The organism is Brakhagea baltica, assembly GCF_052161605.1.
Lineage (GTDB): Bacteria > Planctomycetota > Planctomycetia > Pirellulales > Pirellulaceae > JBKCUI01.
The window spans coordinates 880111-897911 of record NZ_CP197409.1; the positions used below are offsets into that span (position 1 = coordinate 880111).

At 51.4% G+C, this 17801-nt stretch carries 15 protein-coding genes; 12 read left to right on the top strand and 3 right to left on the bottom strand.

Going from position 1 to position 17801, the window contains the following annotated elements; genetic code table 11:
• Window positions 1–25: 25 nt before the first annotated feature.
• The 12 genes from SH449x_RS03515 to SH449x_RS03570 all read left to right on the top strand — a co-directional run bounded on the left by SH449x_RS03515 (window position 26) and on the right by SH449x_RS03570 (window position 15233).
• Window positions 26–1696, top strand: a complete 1671-nt coding sequence (locus SH449x_RS03515) for a DUF1549 domain-containing protein (RefSeq protein WP_482379934.1) — start codon at window positions 26–28, stop codon at window positions 1694–1696.
• Window positions 1697–1758: 62 nt separating this feature from the next.
• Complete coding sequence (locus tag SH449x_RS03520; RefSeq protein ID WP_482379935.1) at window positions 1759–3051, top strand: DUF1501 domain-containing protein; 1293 nt, start codon at window positions 1759–1761, stop codon at window positions 3049–3051.
• A 15-nt stretch (window positions 3052–3066) separates the two neighbouring features.
• On the top strand, window positions 3067–3606 hold the full coding sequence (locus SH449x_RS03525; RefSeq protein WP_482379936.1) for an RNA polymerase sigma factor: 540 nt from the start codon (window positions 3067–3069) through the stop codon (window positions 3604–3606).
• Complete coding sequence (locus tag SH449x_RS03530; RefSeq protein WP_482379937.1) at window positions 3599–5860, top strand: DUF1549 domain-containing protein; 2262 nt, start codon at window positions 3599–3601, stop codon at window positions 5858–5860. Before SH449x_RS03525 ends, SH449x_RS03530 begins: the two co-directional genes overlap by 8 nt.
• A gap of 343 nt (window positions 5861–6203) precedes the next feature.
• The gene (locus SH449x_RS03535) at window positions 6204–7121 is read left to right on the top strand and encodes a DUF1559 family PulG-like putative transporter (protein WP_482379938.1); all 918 of its coding nucleotides are present in this window, start codon (window positions 6204–6206) and stop codon (window positions 7119–7121) included.
• Window positions 7105–7539, top strand: coding sequence for a hypothetical protein (locus tag SH449x_RS03540; protein ID WP_482379939.1), 435 nt, complete (start codon window positions 7105–7107; stop codon window positions 7537–7539). Before SH449x_RS03535 ends, SH449x_RS03540 begins: the two co-directional genes overlap by 17 nt.
• Window positions 7540–7611: 72 nt before the next feature.
• Window positions 7612–8481 (top strand): tetratricopeptide repeat protein, encoded by an 870-nt coding sequence (locus SH449x_RS03545; protein WP_482379940.1) that lies wholly within the window; start codon window positions 7612–7614, stop codon window positions 8479–8481.
• Between the two features lie 3 nt (window positions 8482–8484).
• Entirely contained in the window at window positions 8485–9234 is a 750-nt protein-coding gene (locus SH449x_RS03550) for a hypothetical protein (protein WP_482379941.1), read from the top strand.
• Between the two features lie 34 nt (window positions 9235–9268).
• Complete coding sequence (locus SH449x_RS03555; RefSeq protein ID WP_482379942.1) at window positions 9269–9976, top strand: hypothetical protein; 708 nt, start codon at window positions 9269–9271, stop codon at window positions 9974–9976.
• Between the two features lie 87 nt (window positions 9977–10063).
• Window positions 10064–12970, top strand: coding sequence for a DUF3386 family protein (locus SH449x_RS03560; RefSeq protein ID WP_482379943.1), 2907 nt, complete (start codon window positions 10064–10066; stop codon window positions 12968–12970).
• Window positions 12971–12981: 11 nt separating this feature from the next.
• Complete coding sequence (locus SH449x_RS03565) at window positions 12982–14517, top strand: DUF2271 domain-containing protein (protein WP_482379944.1); 1536 nt, start codon at window positions 12982–12984, stop codon at window positions 14515–14517.
• Window positions 14518–14525: 8 nt separating this feature from the next.
• Window positions 14526–15233 carry a PepSY-associated TM helix domain-containing protein gene (locus SH449x_RS03570; protein ID WP_482379945.1) on the top strand — a complete coding sequence of 236 codons (708 nt, stop codon included), beginning with the start codon at window positions 14526–14528 and terminating at the stop codon, window positions 15231–15233.
• A gap of 177 nt (window positions 15234–15410) precedes the next feature.
• Here SH449x_RS03570 and SH449x_RS03575 read toward each other — a convergent pair whose 3' ends face one another.
• From SH449x_RS03575 to SH449x_RS03585, 3 genes are all read right to left on the bottom strand, one after another.
• Window positions 15411–16412 (bottom strand): ThuA domain-containing protein, encoded by a 1002-nt coding sequence (locus SH449x_RS03575; RefSeq protein ID WP_482379946.1) that lies wholly within the window; start codon window positions 16410–16412, stop codon window positions 15411–15413.
• A gap of 122 nt (window positions 16413–16534) precedes the next feature.
• Complete coding sequence (locus tag SH449x_RS03580) at window positions 16535–16822, bottom strand: hypothetical protein (RefSeq protein ID WP_482379947.1); 288 nt, start codon at window positions 16820–16822, stop codon at window positions 16535–16537.
• A 138-nt stretch (window positions 16823–16960) separates the two neighbouring features.
• Window positions 16961–17800: an RNA polymerase sigma factor gene (locus tag SH449x_RS03585; RefSeq protein ID WP_482379948.1), complete on the bottom strand. Its 840-nt coding sequence runs from the start codon at window positions 17798–17800 to the stop codon at window positions 16961–16963.
• Between the last annotated feature and the right edge of the window lies 1 nt (window position 17801).

The following is a 17801-nucleotide window of genomic DNA, read 5'->3' on the forward strand; positions in this document are numbered from 1 at the left end:
CTTAACACCTGCCAGAAGACATCTCATGGATCGTGCACCCTCAGTTCATTTCAAACCCGTTTTGCTGGCCGTCGGGGCGATTTTGGGTTTTTTGGGACTTGCTGGGCCTCTGGCCGCGCAAGGGAAGAATCTCCCCAAACAGATCGATCTGATCAATCAAGCCATGCAGCAGGGGTGGGCAGATAACGGCTTGAAGCCTTCGCCTGCGGAGGACGAACTAAAGTGGTGCCGTCGGGTGTATCTCGATTTGGTAGGGCGTATCCCCACTTTTGATGAACTGGCAGAGTTCGCCAAGGATAAGTCGTCCTCCAAGAAGGTGAATCTGGTTGATCGTCTGCTCAACGACGATCGTTACACGGAGGAGTATGCCAACCATTGGGCAACGGTTTGGTCAAATGTCTTGATTGGTCGCAAGGGGGGGATGGAGGACAATTCTACGATCAGTCGCGATGGAATGATGAAGTACTTGCGAGATTCGTTTGCGAGGAACAAGCCGTACAATGATATGGTGTACGAATTGGTAACCGCGACAGGGACTACCTTGCCTGGCACCGAGAAGTTCAACGGTGCGACCAACTTTTTAGCGATGAAGGTTAATCCCGATAATGGTGCACTAGCGACCGCAGCGGTCTCTCGAACATTCCTTGGGCTCCAGGTGCAGTGCACACAGTGTCACAACCACCCCTTCAATCAGTGGAAGCAGCAAAAGTTTTGGGAGTTCAATGCGTTTTTTCGGCAAACCAGTGCTCGGACGGTTGATCAGGGGATGACCCGATATGCCGAGCTGAGGAATCACGACTTTGCAGGAGAAGGAGGGAATCCTGAAGAGGCTGAAATATACTATCAGTTGCGGAATGGAATCACCAATGTTGCGTACCCGGCGTTTGTTGATGGAACCGCGATTGGTCGCAGCGGCTATTTGAGCCAGGTTAATCGTCGCGACGAGTTGGGTAAACTCATGATGCAAAGTCCGTTTTTGGATCGAATGATCGTAAACAGGATGTGGGCTCATTTTCTCGGTTATGGTTTCACGAAACCGATCGACGATCTAGGACCTCATAATCCAACGTCTTATCCGGAGTTGTTTGACCAGTTGGCCGAAGATTTCCGAAATAGTAGTTACGATCTCAAGCAGTTGATCGTTTGGATTACGATGTCTCAGCCGTACCAGCTATCTTCGCGAATCACCCGGTTGAATGAGTCGGACGACCCGAGCCTCGGTGAAACACCCAAGTTCTCCTATTTTTATGCGAGGCAAATGACTGGTGAGCAGTTGTATCAGTCGATTGCGGTAGCCACCAAAGCCCGAGGTAACGTTAGCTTGGATGAACAGTCACGACTGAGAGATCAGTGGATTCGTCAGTTTTTGGTGGATTACGGCAACGACGAAGGGGATGAAGCCAATACATTCAATGGTTCGATCTCGCAGAGTTTGATGATGTTTAACGGCGATTTGAGCAAAGATGCAACTTCTGTGGAGCCGGGAAGCTTTCTTAACACGCTAATTCAGCAGAAGGGCACGCCTGCGGACAAGATACAGAATTTGTTCTTATCCGGATTGGCACGCAAGGCGAAGAACGAAGAACTAGAGGTAGCGAAACAACTGCTGGTTGTTCGCAATAATGACGTAGCTGGAATGTTACAGGATATGTGGTGGGCGATTTTGAACAGCAACGAGTTCATTTTCAATCACTAGTTCCTTGCAAACCTTAGTATTACAACTTAGAAACTTTTCGACGATTGTTAGAGGGCAAAGCGATGTGGACCAACTGGGCAACTCAAAGGCACTTGGCAACACCTCATGGAATGAGCCGACGACACTTCGCGTCTCACTTAGCCGGTGCTGCGACGATGTTTGGGGCGTCGTTATCGCTAGGGCATTCGCTGGCGGTACATGCAGACACTTTAAAGAAGAATCGCAAGTCCTGCATCTTGCTTTGGATGGGAGGGGGGCCGAGCTCGATCGACATATGGGATCTAAAGCCCGGCACGGATAATGGTGGCCCATTTCGTACTGTTTCTACCAGTGGCGATGTACAGATTTCTGAACATATGCCATTGATGGCTCAGCAGATGCATCATATGGCGGTTGTCCGATCGATGAGTACACGGGAAGCAGACCACAATCGTGGTCGCTACTACATGCACACCGGCTACGTTCCCGATGCGAGCATTGACTATCCAAGCTACGGAGCGGTCATTTCTCATCAGTTGGCTTACCAACGTCCAGACTTACAGATTCCTCCGTTTATTGCGGTCGGAGGTGCGAGTGAGGGGCCAGGCTTCTTGGGGATGGCGTATGCTCCGTTTAACGTTTCGAATAACGGAAGGGTTCGCAATCTGGAAGGATCAATCGGCAATGAGAGGTTGATGCAACGCAAAGTTGCCTTGTCGATGATCGAAGATTCCTTTATTGGGCAAAAGCGAGGTAACTCGGCGGTAGAGCACAAGAAGATTTTGGAAAAGACATATGACTTCCTTGGGAGCCGTCAACGGGATGCCTTCAAGGTGGAGAGCGAGCCGGAGGAAATGAAGGAGCTTTATGGCAAGAATGGGTTTGGGCAAGGATGTCTTTTAGCACGACGCTTGGTTGAGGCGGGAGCTCCTTTTGTGGAGGTTGATTTAGGGGGATGGGATAACCACGACGGAATTTTCCAAACATTACAGCGAGATCGGCTGCCGACCCTCGATAAAGCGATGGCCGCGTTGACTATGGATCTTGAACAGCGGGGGCTGTTGGAAGATACTGTTATCGTCTGGATGGGAGAGTTTGGGCGGACTCCGCGAATCAACGCTGGGGCAGGGCGAGATCACTTTGCCCGCGCCTGGAGCGTTGTGGTTGGCGGAGGCGGGATCAAGGGTGGTCAAGCTGTTGGCGCGACCAGCAGTGATGGCATGGAGGTTATTACCGAGCCCTATTCCGCGGAGGACTTAATGGCCTCAGTTTGCAAGGCGTTAGGCATTTCGCTCGAGACCACTTTCACCAGCCGGAGCGGACGCCCGATGAAGATTGCAAACAGCGGCAAGGTAATAAAAGAACTATTTGCGTAAAGAATCGGGTCCCCTTTGAGTTTTGAATCCGCTCCACTACAGGAAACTGCCAAGGCATTAACTCCTGAAGAATTGATTGAGCAACACCAAGCGAACGTGTGGAGGTACCTTCGTGCGCTCGGGTGTGACCAGTCGCTCGCGGATGATTTGACACAAGAAACGTTTGTGGCTGTGCTACGTAGACCATTCACTCAGATTAGCGACTCCGCGACGGCGAGCTACCTGAGACGGGTAGCCTACCATTTGCTCGTCACCTACCGGCGTAAGCACAAGCGGATCACCACCACCGAGGACATTGACTCGCTGGATGCTGTCTGGAATCGCTGGACGGGAGCTGATAACGATGGTGGGGAAGTCTTCGATGCTCTAGCAGACTGTTTTTCACGACTTACCGATCGAGCTCAAATGTCGTTGCGAATGCGATTTTCGGAGGATGCCTCGCGGGAACGGATCGCTCGCAAGTTGGGTATAACCGAACACGGTGCAAAAAATCTGATGCAACGGGCAAAATCGCAACTGAAGGAATGCGTGGAAGGAAAGTTGCAAAGTGAATAGACCAAATGACCCACGGCCTATGAAAATCGGAAATCCAGAAGAGGTCGTTTTCAACGCGGTCTTGCGGGACTTCTTGTGTAGAAACGTTCCACCGGCCCTTCGCCAGCGAATCATCTCGGAGATCGCGGTGCGCGCCCAGGAGGAGCAACCAAACGGACAACCCGCCAAAAAAACTGCGCAGCTGCAGATGTCGAATGCAGAATTGGATGAAGCCCTTGGCGCTGCTCAAGCGGACGTAGACTATGCCAATATTTCTCCACCAGTTCATATCCCCTCTTCACAGCATGGTTCGGCCCAAAGATCCCAAAGAAGCTACCGGCTCGAACCGCATTTCTGGGAGTACCGTGCAGTCCGCAGACTCATTGGATTGGGCAGTCTGGCCGCGTCTCTCGTGATCGCGGTGACGTTGACTCAGACTTGGAGGAACATTAACACAGAGAACGAGCTGACTGCTATAAATTCGAACCTGCCGCCGATGCCATCCTTTAAAGAACTCGGTTTGGATGAGGAGCGCGCTCAGGTCGAGGAAAGCGATCGAGAGACGCCCACTCTTGCATCTATTGCGGAGGCGAACGATCCCCCGAAGCCAGCAGTCCAAAAGGTTGTGCATCTTCCTAAGCCGACCCGAAAAATGTTTGAACAACCGGTTGCACTCGAGCCACAGAAGTTAACCGAAGTTATCAATTCGCAACTCAGGCAAATCTGGGAGAAGCACAAACTATCACCAAAATTGAATCGTGACGACGAGATATGGCTCACACGTGTTACGGAAGGCATTTTAGGGCGACGCCCGACCTTTTCTGAAGAAGAAATGTTGCGTCAGCAAAAAGGTGATGATCGCTATGAGAATACCGTTAGGGAAATTCTTGCGTCCACTGAGTTCTCGCAACATTGGAGCAAGCTGATTGCGGAGAATTTCCTCAATCAACCGATCACTAATACTACTCGACGCGAACTGGTAAGTCTGGTCAGCTGGATTGGAACTGAGCTCGAAAAGGGGACCCCCGTCGGTTCCATTGAAAGGCAGTTTATCGAGGTCGGTTTTGAAGAAAGCGATTCCAAGCGAGATGCAAAACTCGCATTGTTTGACGATATTAGTAAACGCCTCTCAGCTATCAATGGGGAGTTTCGAAGTAAGGACGCTTATCTCCTGGTCAAAGGGAGTAATCAAGATAGTCGTTTTGCACATTTGGCAAACAGTATCCTGCATTCCACAGGAAATGGTACGGCAAGCTGCATTCAATGTCACAGCGATAACAAGTCTGTTCTGAACGTTATTGAAAATCCAAACGAACAAGTTGCGTCGCAATTTTGGAATTTCGCGGCAGCTATCAAGATCGTGTCGTCGGCTCGAGAACGCCCCTATTCGGAGCTCACACCGAAAGACCAAGAGTTTTTCTACGATTCCAATGATGGTCAACTAAAGCTCGCCAAGGGGACCGTTTCCGCTGATCTGTACGCTATTGGAATTAGCGATGGGCAAATCGAAGCGTCGCAAATGGAATCTGATGGTGCTACGATTCACGAATGGATTGAGCAGTCGTCTGAAGCCAGAAAGGGGTTGGTAGAAGCCGCTTGGATCAAGCTGATGCAACAACCACTTGTTCCACTTTTCAAGCTTACCGAAGATGAAGCAGATGTAGAGCGACGCGACTTGAAAAACATGTTAGCCCAACAGTTGCAGGCCACAGGAGACCTTAGAACTATTATTCAGGCAATCGTACTAAGCGATGCGTTCTTTGTTCCCGATGCAAAGCTAACGAAGAGTTGGTATCTGTCCGCAACAGACAACAAGGTATCGCAGTACAACAAAGGCACTAGACTGTTCTCTTTCGTACCATCAGATCTTAGTCGTACGTCCCTCCACCGCCCGAGCACAACCGCTCTAGTCGCCAAGTGGACAGAGTTCGATAAACAACGAGGGTTTAGCAACACCGCTCTGGCACAACCCAATGTTCGGCGGACTCCAACTCTGCCATCCGGCGGAAGCAGGAATGATGACGAGGATCTTGATCAAGTTAGATTTTTACTTTCGTCAGGAAGGCCGTACTACGGTCTAACGCGATTAGCAACTCAGTTGGCAGAGTCGAAGATGTCATGGGACGACAAAGTGGATCACCTTTACCTGCTACTTAAAGGCAGGTATCCAACCAGGTCCGAACATTTTGAATGCAAGCAGATACTCGAGATTTCGCAACAAAACGAATCCAAGGCAATTGTCTATATTTGCACAGCACAGCTTGGTAGCTACTAGGAGGTTTCTCTCGATGAGTAGCCGATGTTTGGTTTATGGAACCCGATCGTTGTAGGCTCGAGTGTGGTCCCTGTCAGGATGATTCAAGCCCCCTAGGAAAACCGTATCCTAGAAATTTTTAAAGAGTGGAGTTGCCATTCTGCTCGACGTCGCTATCCTATTGACACTCGGTCTCAATAAGACTGCTAATAGGGGTTGCACAACAGCTCTGTAGCGGACCGTTTGAGATCGGCTTTCTATAGCCAGCAAGCTAGCCAGCCATCCGACTCTTATCGGAAAGCCAGCCCGCCAGCCAGCCAAACGGTTCAAGTTTCGCTTACTTTCTTTAGCTGGGGTTACAAAAATGCGTTGCGCACTCCATGGGCACCGTCGTGCCTTTACGTTGGTTGAATTATTGGTCGTGATCGCGATCATCGGCATACTTGTTGGATTGCTTTTACCTGCGGTCCAGTCGGCTCGCGAAGCCGCACGCAGGATGCAATGTTCCAACAATCTCAAACAAATCGGCTTGGGAATTCTTAACTATGAATCCGCCTACAAGCGGTTCCCACCGGGTTCCATTCGCAGCAATTTCGTGAGTGGATTTGCTGGGATTTTGCCCCACTTGGAGCAAGGTAACATCTATGAACGCTACAACTTTAGCCTTTACTACACACTTCCTGAGGCTGCGGAGATCTCGGCTCTTCAAGTCCCTACTTTTCTCTGTCCCTCAACTGTAATTCCGAGACAGGTTCCTTCACCTGCATTGACGGCTGCGGGACTTCCCGCGGAAGTCGGGGGGCCATCGACATATCTTCTCAATGAGGGGACAGGGCAGATGATGAACGCAGCCTTGCAGGACGGCATGTTCCCATGCCTGTGGGGTGCAATGGGGGCCAGAGCTTTTCCAACCAATTTCCTTGGCATGCGGGATGTTCCCGACGGTACATCAAACACCATTGCAGTGGGAGAGACCACTTATGATTTCCCGGAGTATCGATGGGCAGCCTCGGTACAAGCTCCCTTTGGCGGTACGGTTCGTTGGGGCGGGGCTCGGTGGATCGTTGGTTATCCGCGTGTTGCCTTAGGAACGACCCGCTTTCCACTCAACGCACCGCGCGTCTCAATAACCGGCGGTTACACGAGCCAGCACACGGGGGGTATCAATTTCTCCTTCGTAGACGGCAGTGTGAGGTTTCTATCCAACAACACGCAGTTTGAGATTTTGACTGCCATATCCACTCGCAACCGAGGTGAGGTCGTCGGTGATGTTGGCAACTAGCAAGGCATTATGCGGTGCCGGCATATTGATTTGCCTATTGGCTCTGGGGTGCTCCTCAGAGCCAAAGCGGGTCGCAGTGTCGGGGACCGTTACGCTTGATGGCAAGCCGGTTTCGAACTGCATTGTCGTGCTGCAATCCGATTCAAGTGAGTTTGGGGCGGGCGCAACAGCCATCGTCCAGGATGGTACTTTCTCGTTAACGCGGCAGACGGGGCCTATTCCCGGCAAGTACTTTGTGCTCGTGCATGAGGAGCAGCCCGACCTTGAAGAGTACGAGGAGCGAAGGCAGGCTGACCCTAAGAATGCTCTCAACAAGCCCTTTGTGCCAGATCGTTATCGGTTCCGATCAGATCTGGAAGTAACGGTTTCCGCTTCGGGGGAACCGGTGGTTATTGAATTGATTAGCAAGAAGCGATAGAGACCCGCAATTTCTATCGGGCAGGGTAGCCCCTTTACTGACATAAATGTTTTTAAGCGGACGGATCGTATTATGGGACGGTACATTTCCATAAAAAACACACCTGAACGACTCCACCCACTTCTGGAATCACGCTATTCAGGTTTTTCGGCGTGGGAGGCGTTTCGGCTTAATGACTTTGACATCGTGGGATGCCATGCCACGAAGATACTTCATCAGCCGAACTTGGAGTTAGGTCTAGCCTGTCGTGCGATGGAACTAGTGGGTTTAAGTTGCTATCACTTAGACGAATACGTGCTAGCGGCCCAAACGCTAGAAGCGGCTTCGATGGTTCACACTACGCATCCAGTATGCCAGTTGTTTCTCGCGGAGTCGTTAGTCCGAACGGGGCAAATTGCTTTTGGGTTAGATCTGCTTGGTAATCTTTCGCAGTTTTCCGCTAACGATGCGGAATTGCTGATGTTAATCGCGGGGAGCTATGAGAATCTCGGTATCGCGCAGCGGGCGCTCGACCTAGCCCGAAGAGCATGTTCCTTGGATCCTCAAAACGGGTCGTATCTTGTCGACCTTTCGTACTACACAGTCAGGACGCATGGGATCAATCTTGGGGCGATTGGGCTCGCATGGCAAGCGGTTAACTTGGAACCTGAGACAGCATCTCACCGAGCATGGCTTGCGACTCTCCACAACACGATAGGCGAGCCTGAAAAAGCGTTTGCAGCAATTAGAGGACTTTCAAGGGAACAGATCGCAACGATCGACTGCAGCTGCTGCTTAGATCGCCTGGCTGTTCTTTTCACCTTGAACGGGTGCCTTGACCAAGCGGAATGGTGCCAGCATATGAAGCGTCGCATTGCCAAACCCGTTCAGGCTCAAAAACCATCGAACGCTCACTACTTTTCTGTATTAAACATGCCTTCAACGGTGGAGGGATTGCTGTAAATCATGAGTCCGTACGACCTGGATTTTCAAATCCGATTTGACGAAATCCTCCGTTTACTTGGTATTGCAGAAGCAGCAACGTTCGCAAGGAACCATGTGGAGAATGATGCAAACATTGGCATTCATCATGAGTGTCTCGGGATTGCACTTTGGCTCTGGAAACGAGCTCCAGAAGCTATAGTATCAATAGTAAAGGCTCGCTGCCTAGGCACCGTCAAGCCGACCACTGATCTGATCTACATACAATGCTTGGCATCGGTTGGGCAGCGAAGAACGGCATCCCGTGTTCTTAAAGAGTTCCTGCGACAACAGGATATTTCCGAAGACCATTTGGAGAGTTTGGCATCTAAGCTTGGCAAGGTTCAAGAGTTCGCCTTGGCCCTGCAGGTGTGCCAGTATCTCGTCAACAAGAATGCTGCAAATCCAGACGCATGGTACGGAATCGCGTTTTATCAGGAGCGATTAGGATGTGCACCGCAGATGCTTTTAACTCCTTTGCGGCGAGCCGTCCTCTTCTCAGGAAGTATTTGCGCCCGAGTTCATTTGGCGCGGGTTCTTTTTTCTTTAGAAGAATTGCCAGAAGCCTACGTCCTCGTTCGGTTCATCCCGATAGAGGCTATTGACCGCCTGTGCTGGGCTCACACGATTTTCCAAATCGCCTTAGCCCAGCAAGATTTTCTATTGGCGGAAAAAGTTCGCGCCCAACTGGCCAAACTCTATGAGTGTTCGCTCGTTTCTCAAACCCATCTTTAAATTGTCACAATTAGAAATAGCAGGAGCAAGTATTATGCAACGCTTTTTATCGTGGCTGGTCGTCCCAGCATTTTTGTTAGTAAGTTCTGTGAGCCATGCTCATTTTCCTTGGCTGATCAAGGACAAAGAGGGAAGGGCTGTACTCTACTTTGGTGAGAATCTGGCAGATACAACGTACAAGATTCCCGGCTCCATTGCTGCTGCCAAGATAGTTGGCATTGATGAAAAAGGAGAAAGGCACGAGGTGAACACGACTCGCGTAGAAACAACCGAGCTTGTCGGCTTAGTCTCTTCTGAACCACAGACGCAGCTCACAAGTTTATCTTCCGAAGTGACGTTCGGAATCTACAACGGGGGACGTCTTAATTACTACTGTAACCACCTTGCTGTTCATCCCACTTCAGGCGTTTCGGCCAGCAACAATGTATCGAATACCCATCGTTTGACCGCGAGAATTGTCGCTACCACCGTCGGGATCGATGTCTATGCCGTTTGGGACGGAAAGCCGTTAAAGGACATCGAGATAAAGCTTTACTGCGCCGAGGGTCATGAAGAGGGAAGTGCTAAGACCGACGCAGAGGGCAAAGTCTTTTTTAACAGTAAGCAGGTTGAGGCAGGACTGAATGGCATTATGTTCGGAACTCGTGTCGAAGAATCAGGCCAATGGGACGGCAAATCCTACACGAACTCCGCTCACTATCTGACTGCTACGTTCTACCGTCCTGATTTCAAGGCCGAGTAGGTGGGCTTTTACCTACGTAGGAGCAGACTAAGCCCAACTAACATCACAAATTAAATTCCAACACAATCTCTCATTTAGGGTAATTCGATGCGATTTACGCAAACGAGAAAAGACCGAGTCCAACGGCTATTTCTCCCTATCTTTTGGTTAAGTACATGTTTCGTTGGCTCGAGCTTACAGAGCTGGGGCAACGAACCTGCGATGGGGCGCGAGAACGATTCTCCGGCAGTTCCGGAGGTCGATGCGACCGCGATTTATCGAGAGGCACAGAACCGGCGACACGTCTGGGAATCATTTCCAGGGTTTCAGGCGGCGATCACAGTCCAGACAAATGACACCGTCCTCAAAGGTACCATTCGCGTCGACAAAAAGTTCCGCTTTCAAACGGATTTACCAAGCGACCACTCACACACCTGGATCGACGAGAAACTGCGATCAGTCATCAATCACCGCAAGCCTTCTGGTGCCGATAGGAACGAACAGTTTCGCTTGCTGGGGGGAAACGCAATCACTGGATACCAGGTTCAACTCATCGATGGCGATGGCATCTTCCGATTGAGAAATGGAGACATTGCCGAGGTTGTCCGCAAGTCCGAAAAAAACTGGTTCGAAATTACGAACGTACGGCATCTTGATTGCGGGAACGGGAAATCTCTTCCCGAGGTAACGTCGGTAACCTATCGGAATCCCAAAAGTGGCGATATCGAACGGACCGTTGCCAATGAATTCACCTGGACCCAAGTTGGCAAATACTGGCTGCCGTTGTCTTGCTTCACTGTGGAAACGAGAGATGGTGGAGAACGGGAAGTTCGGCGGATCACCTTTACAGACCACAGGCTTGCAGAGGTTGGTAGCATGGGCCGCGACACGCTCGTAGCCAAATTGCACCGCCCGCTACCCGAACCACTCACCAGCTTTGCTGCCACGGTCATGGGAGATTATCTGTATGTATTCAGCGGTCACAGTGGGGGGACGCATGGGTTCGGAAAACAACTTTTGGTAGATCACTTCCGTCGTATACGCTTTGATAGCCCCACTGCCGAGTGGGAAGAATTGGCGATGCATGACTCGGCTCAGAGTGCGGCATTAGTTCACGATGGTCGCTACATCTACCGGATCGCAGGCTTGTCCTTTATCGATAAGGAAGATGGCAAGTCCGACTTTCAATCTACGGACTATTTCACACGATACGATATCGAGACCGATTCATGGACCGAGATGCCGTCCCTGCCGGAGCCGCGTTCCAGTCTTGATGCTGCCATACTCGGTCGGGAAATTTACGTCGCAGGGGGCTGGAATCTACAAGGTCCGTCGGCGAATACCGCCCCATGGCACGAAGACCTCTTGAAATTCGACCTCGATCGCCCCGAACTCGGTTGGCAGTCGCTTCCTGGCGTAGGCTACAAAACTCGCGCTATTTCCATGGCGGCTCACGATGGTCGTATCTATGTGATCGGTGGGATTCAAGAACGGGGTATCACCCGAAAGGTTTCCGTATTTGATCCCAAGAGCCAAACTTGGAGCGAAGGACCCGAGTTGCCACCAGATAGTCGTTCGGCAGGATTTGCAACGAGTAGCTTTGCAACGGGAGGAAAACTCTATGTCACGGGCTCCTCGGGTGTCGTGTATCGTTTAAACGATGCTGGTGATTCGTGGGAGGTAGAGAACCGATTGCTTTATCCACGTAACTTCCTACGGCTCCTTCCCATTTCAGAGGACCGTTTGATCGCTCTAGGTGGTACTGGGCCCGGGGGGCGTACCGCAGTGATCGAATCGTTGCGAGTGGGCAAGTCGAGCGATACTCCTACGGCACAGCCAAAGCAGTTTCAATGGTTGGTTCCCTATTCTGGTTCCGCCAAGCATTCGCAAACCCTGGTGCTCGATGGTACCAAGCTGTACGCATTCGGTGGCAACAAGAGCTGGGCACCCCACGACTTTAGCCCAGAAGCGTTTTCTAACGAAGTATATCGATTCGATCTGAGTGATGGCACCGTGACTCGGTTAGCGGACATGCCACGACCAAGCCAATCCGCCGTCGGAGTTAGCATGAGCCAGAACAGCGCGCACCGAGTGATTTCGTTGGCGGGCGGTTTGGGAATGAATGATGATTCTCGGTTCGGTTCGCTCAGCGACGTTCTGTTCTTCAATCCCGAGTCCAACTCATGGGAAACCTCTTCGGTTTCACTACCTGAGAGTCGCGGGATGGCTTCAGCGGTTTCTCAAAAAGATGCTATGTGGATATTCGCGGGTTCTCAATCGGGCACTCAAGTCGGACTCTCACCAAGTACCCTACACTGGTGGGGAGATGAGAGTTTGCCAGCATCGATCCCAGGTGCAGAAATTCCACATCCTCGTCGCTCAGCGGCATCGGCAGTTTTGGGGAACGACATCTACCTGATCGGTGGTATTGCAGATGGAATGAATCTGGTGTCAGAAGTGGATGTCTTTAACACCGAAACCAGGCAATGGCGAACGGTAGCATCGCCGAACAAGACACGGGTGTTTCCGACTGCTGCGGCCTCCGACGGGAAAATCTATTTGTTCGGTGGCTTTACTCCTTCAGACAATCATCTCGGCGCAACAGCTTGTTTAGAAGTGTACGATCCCAAGACCGATGAATGGAGCATTTGGTCCGAGAATCTTACTGATGTAGATGCGTCCATGAGGATGCTCAGCCACAGCGGCCGATTGTTGTTCTTTGGAATTGATCGAAGTAACGATTCGATGGCGAGATTTGTCTTGCTCGATCCGAACCCGACAGCCGTTCCGGAGAGTATTGAGACGATGTCGTTCGCCGGTCAAGGTCGCTCAAGCGACGAAGCCGAGCGAAATGCCAAGATACTCATGCGAAAGGATGTCAATAAAGACTGGATTCTTTCGCGAGAAGAGCTAGGCGGACGACTTGCTGAGTTCTTTGAGAAAGCCGATGCAAATCAAGATGGTTTCCTCGATTACGAGGAAGTCTTGGTAGCGGTAAGGACGGAACAAGAATGAGAAGTGGGATCATGAGTAATCATTTTTATGTCGGGTTTCTAGCGGTTTGCTGCATTTCGGTGGGGCGACCGCTAGAGGCGGAAGTCTTTCGATTTTCTCGAGAGCATGTCCTCGGGACAAGTCTCGAATGGACTGTCGAGATCGCGGATCGAGACAGTGCCGTTCGCACGGAGCAAACGGTGCTAGAGGAAATCGCTCGATGGGATAAGGTCTTTAGTCGATATCGGAGCGATTCGGTTCTGTCTCGTTGGGCACGTGGCGAGATTAGCGACGAGACATTGCCGGACGAGCTAGTGATGGCTCTCCAATTCGCGGAGAACACTCGTGTTGGTAGCTCGGGTGCGTTTGATATTCGGGTCACCAGACTCCAGGAGCTTTGGAACAAAGCGGTTTCGAATGGCGTAGCCCCCTCTCTAATCGAACGCAGGGAAATTGCAGAGACTTTTTTAAAAACTCCTTATCGTATTCACGACGGCAAGCTTCAATCCGAGGGTCAGCTAGGAAATATCACCTTGGATGCCTTCGCCAAAGGGTTTATCTTGGACCGAGTCTGCGATCGAATCGCCAAAACGTTTCCCGAGGCCCGTTCTTTTTGCATCAACATTGGTGGCGATTTGAGAAAATCGGGATCCTCTCCTATGCGTTTTTCTATTGATCATCCCTTCCTTTCCGCTGAACAAGGGGTACCGCTGATTTCGTGGAAAACGGAACTGCCTCTAGCCATCGCGACGAGCGGCGGTTATCGCCGTTTTGTAAAACTAGCTGATCAAAGAATCTCTCATATCTTTGATCCACGTACCGGATTGCCTGCCGATTCCCTTGCGAGTGTTACTGTTGTAGCACCAGATGCCATGCGAGCCGATGCCTATGCGACAGTGGTGAGTGTGTTGGGATGCGAGGATGGATTGAAATGGATCGAACAACAATCCGGAACTGCTTGCCTAATCGTAGATAATCAGGGCGGACTATTTGTGTCTGAGCGCTGGGAAGAATTGACCGGTGATGAAGTAAGAAATGGTTCCTTCGATAAACAGGGCGAGCGGCTGATTGCTTTCAAGGATAAAGAGGAAGGGCCTGGATTGCATATTCAATTTGAATTGGCACGTGTTGGAGGGGGAGGATACAGACGGCCTTACGTCGCCATTTGGCTTGAGGATGAAGAAAACTTTCCGGTGAAGACAGCTCTCCTTTGGATGCAGACCGAGCAACCTGGCCCGCGCTGGCATCGCGATTTAACGCGTTGGTACCGCAATGATCGCGTTCGCAAGCTTTCCGAAAAGGTGGACTTGATCGAGACTATTGCGGGTGCCACGCGAGGTCCCGGAGAGTATCGTGCTCACTTTGATGGAACGGACAACTCCGGCAAGCCGCTAAAAACGGGAAAGTACATGCTCTTTTTCGAGGTGGCGAGAGAGAATGGGACTTATCAGCTCTTAAAGCAACCCATCCAATGGAATAGCGAAGAGTTTGAAATTCAAGATTGGGGTAGTAACGTCGAAGTCGCCAAAGCTTCCATTCGGTTTATCCCCAACAAGAGTGCAGATTAGGGGGCCCGATGGATTCTGTCCAACAAGGAAGCGAAGCGGCCTACCAGAGTGTCGCTGATCGCTCCGTCGATCAGGAATGGATCGGCGGAGCGAGCCACATCAAACCTAGAAGTAAACCGAACCCAAAGAACGGTCCAGTAAAACGCTCTCTCGCCAAAGCGTTCCGTTGGGTGCATCTATATGTTTCTTTGCTCGGTTTTGCATCCTTGATGTTTTTTGCTTGGACCGGAATCACGCTTAACCACCCCGCTTGGTTCGGAGCGAGCACACCTACGCTTCGCGACCAAGAAGGGAAGTTGGAAATCGACTTACTTACAGCACCGATCGATCGCTTGATGTTAGCCGAGGAGCTCAGAGACAGGCATCGGTTACGAGGAAAAGTGGCCCGTTTTGAGGAATCCGAATTGGATATCATGGTGGTGTTCAAGAGTCCAGGCTATGCGGCGGATGTATTTATTGATCGGGCCACGGGAACGTACACGGTTAGTGAAACCGCGCACGGTATCACTTCGATCATGAATGACCTGCACAAGGGGCGGGATTCAGGCGAGGCTTGGAGCTGGCTCATCGATGTTAGCGCCATCGTGATGATGGTGATGTCCCTCTCAGGTTTTGGGCTCCTTTTCTACATGAAGAAAAAACGAGCCGTTGGATTATTGGTTGCCGTGATCGGGACGGTGGCAATGCTCGCAGTATGGATAGCAGGAGTTCCGTGAGGAAGCCCGTTCTATCGACTAGGGAAAGGAACGAGCATGGGGTGGAAAGAGTAGCGACAGGCAATGCGTGCTGACTAGACCAAACGGATAAGGAGAGCCGTTGTTGCAGATGGTCAACAGGTCCGAGAAATGCACGGGATATTTTTTCGCAGGATATTTCAAGTCGATTGCCATCCTTCACTTTCCGGTGCCGGTTTGAATGCTTTGCAAATCGTCCAACTGCGAATCAACGCCTTCGGAGGGGACTTCGATTCTTGCGGACCATACGATGAGGTTCAAGATCAGAGTTCGCATATTCGGGTCGAGCCAATTGCGAAAGTAGTGAGGCAACACGATTGCCGCGCCTCGTCCTCCGTCAGGGCGTTCAATTCCCCAGGCCACTAATTGCTGTCGTGGAGCTTCAGGAGGAATCATGGCCGTGGCAAAGGGGATCAAACGCTCATGAGTTTCCTTCGGGCCGAAATACATTTCATAATAGGGTTCGTCGTGAATGCGAAACGATTTCCATCCGGCCAAAACGGCGTGCGCACGTTCGGCTGGTTCGATGGTCGATTCAAAGATCGTAGCCACCGATTGATGATGCTCGCACGCGGTCGCGAAATATCCCCCCGTCCAATCCAACAAGGGATGGTGCCCCTCAGGTGTAACGTCATGTTTTGCTAACCCCGTCGCAAAATGCACGCAAACGATTCCACAGCCGCGTTGAGTCAGCTCGTCGAGTTGCTGTACGATCTGAGACTTGTTCTCCATGCGCGTCGGAGGAAAAAAATCCCCGAGAAAGACCACACTGGTGACCGCATCCAGCAATTCTCGATCAGCTGGCCATTGGGATACGACAGTGACCGCAGTAGGAACGATTCGCTTGCTCTCTTCCAGCAAATGCTTGATCAAACGCCCCGTGGCGGCAACCTCGTGGGTCCCAGGCGGATGTTCGCTGGGCCCCGCAACGACCAGCACATGTGTTTTCTGGAGACTCGAATCAGGCGAGGCCTCCGTCGATTTGCTGCTCCCTTCGTCGCCAGCTGTCGCGATGGCGGCGAATCCCGCCAGTAGAACTGTGACGAGGCCAATTGGGGAAAATAGTGTTCGGTACCTTTTACGAAGAAATCGCCCTTGGGGTGCATTGAACAAAAGGTACCGGATATTTTTTTCCGCCACGCCGTGATTGTTTTGAGTCATTGTGAAACCTTAAACCTACTAATGCGGGATAACAAATATTTGATTTCGATCAAACCGTTCATTCTATCCCATCTCGATGGCGTTGTCCCAGGTGCGCTCGGTGCGGGTGAGTTGGCCGGCCGTCATTCGGAAACGACTAGCCGTTCGATCTGACTTCGAATGAACGCTCGCTGTGATTCGGCGGATGCTAGGGCTAACGCATCGCGCCAATGACTCAGAGCCTCGTTTGGTTGGTGCATCCGCTCGTGCAGCTGGGCCATGCAGCAATCCCACCAGGGGCGAATTCGTTTGCGCGCGGTATCGTCTAGATTGAGCAGCAACGTTATTCCAACCTTAGGACCAGCAACGTAAGAGCGGGCGACAGATGCGTTCAAGCGAACCATCGGAGTTGAGAATCGCTGCTGCAACATTTCGTACAGGAGGGAAATACGTGGCCAGTCCGTCGCCGCAAAATTCGGTGCCCGACAATGCTCCCAAGCAATTGCCGCCTCCAGGTGATAACGGCTGAGTTCGGTGCCTTGAGCCGCGCGCTCGGCGTAGCCTATCGCCTAGCGGATCAAGCTACCGTCCCACAGATCGCGGTCTTGTTCGGCCAGCAAAACCACTACTCCGTCTCTATCCAAACGCCCCTTCATGCGAGCCAAATGCAGCAACATTAACGCCACCAAGGCTTGGGCCGCAGGCGAACCACAAAGTGGATGTTCGGCTACCATCTTGCCTAAACGTATCGCCTCCCAACATAGGTCTAGACGAATGGCGTTCTCACCACTGCTGGTGGCATAACCTTCATTAAAAATCAAATAGATCGTGGAGAGCACTGCCTCCAATCGCTCGATAATTGCGGCAGAAGTCAACTCGCTAAAATCGATTTCATATTCGCGGAGCTTTTCTTTCGCACGAGTCAATCGCTTTTCAATCGTGGCGGAACTCGTCTGCAAACCACTAGCGATTTCCTGGACACCAAATCCGCTAACCGTTTTGAGGGCTAAGGCCACTTGCGATTCGACAGAAATGGCAGGATGACAACACAGGAACAGCAGACGCAAAGTTTCATCACCTATCTCGGACTCGAAACGTAACAACTCGGCTTCCAAGATGGTAATTTCATTCGAAACACTCACGCCATCGGTCGCGCCCGTATTTTGTTGACGCTTTTGTCGCCGCAACGCATCAATCGCCAAGTTTCTGGCGGTGCGGAACAACCAAGCTGAGGGGTCAGTCGGTGTCCCTGAGCGAGGCCAAGTGACCAACGCTCGTGACATTGCCGACTGAACCACATCCTCGGCCAACTCGAGATTCCGGCCCCCCAAATCTCGAATGAGCAACGCAACGAATCGTCCGTACTCGTGACGAAAGAAGTGTTCAACCAGTTCCGATGTCGAGGTCACA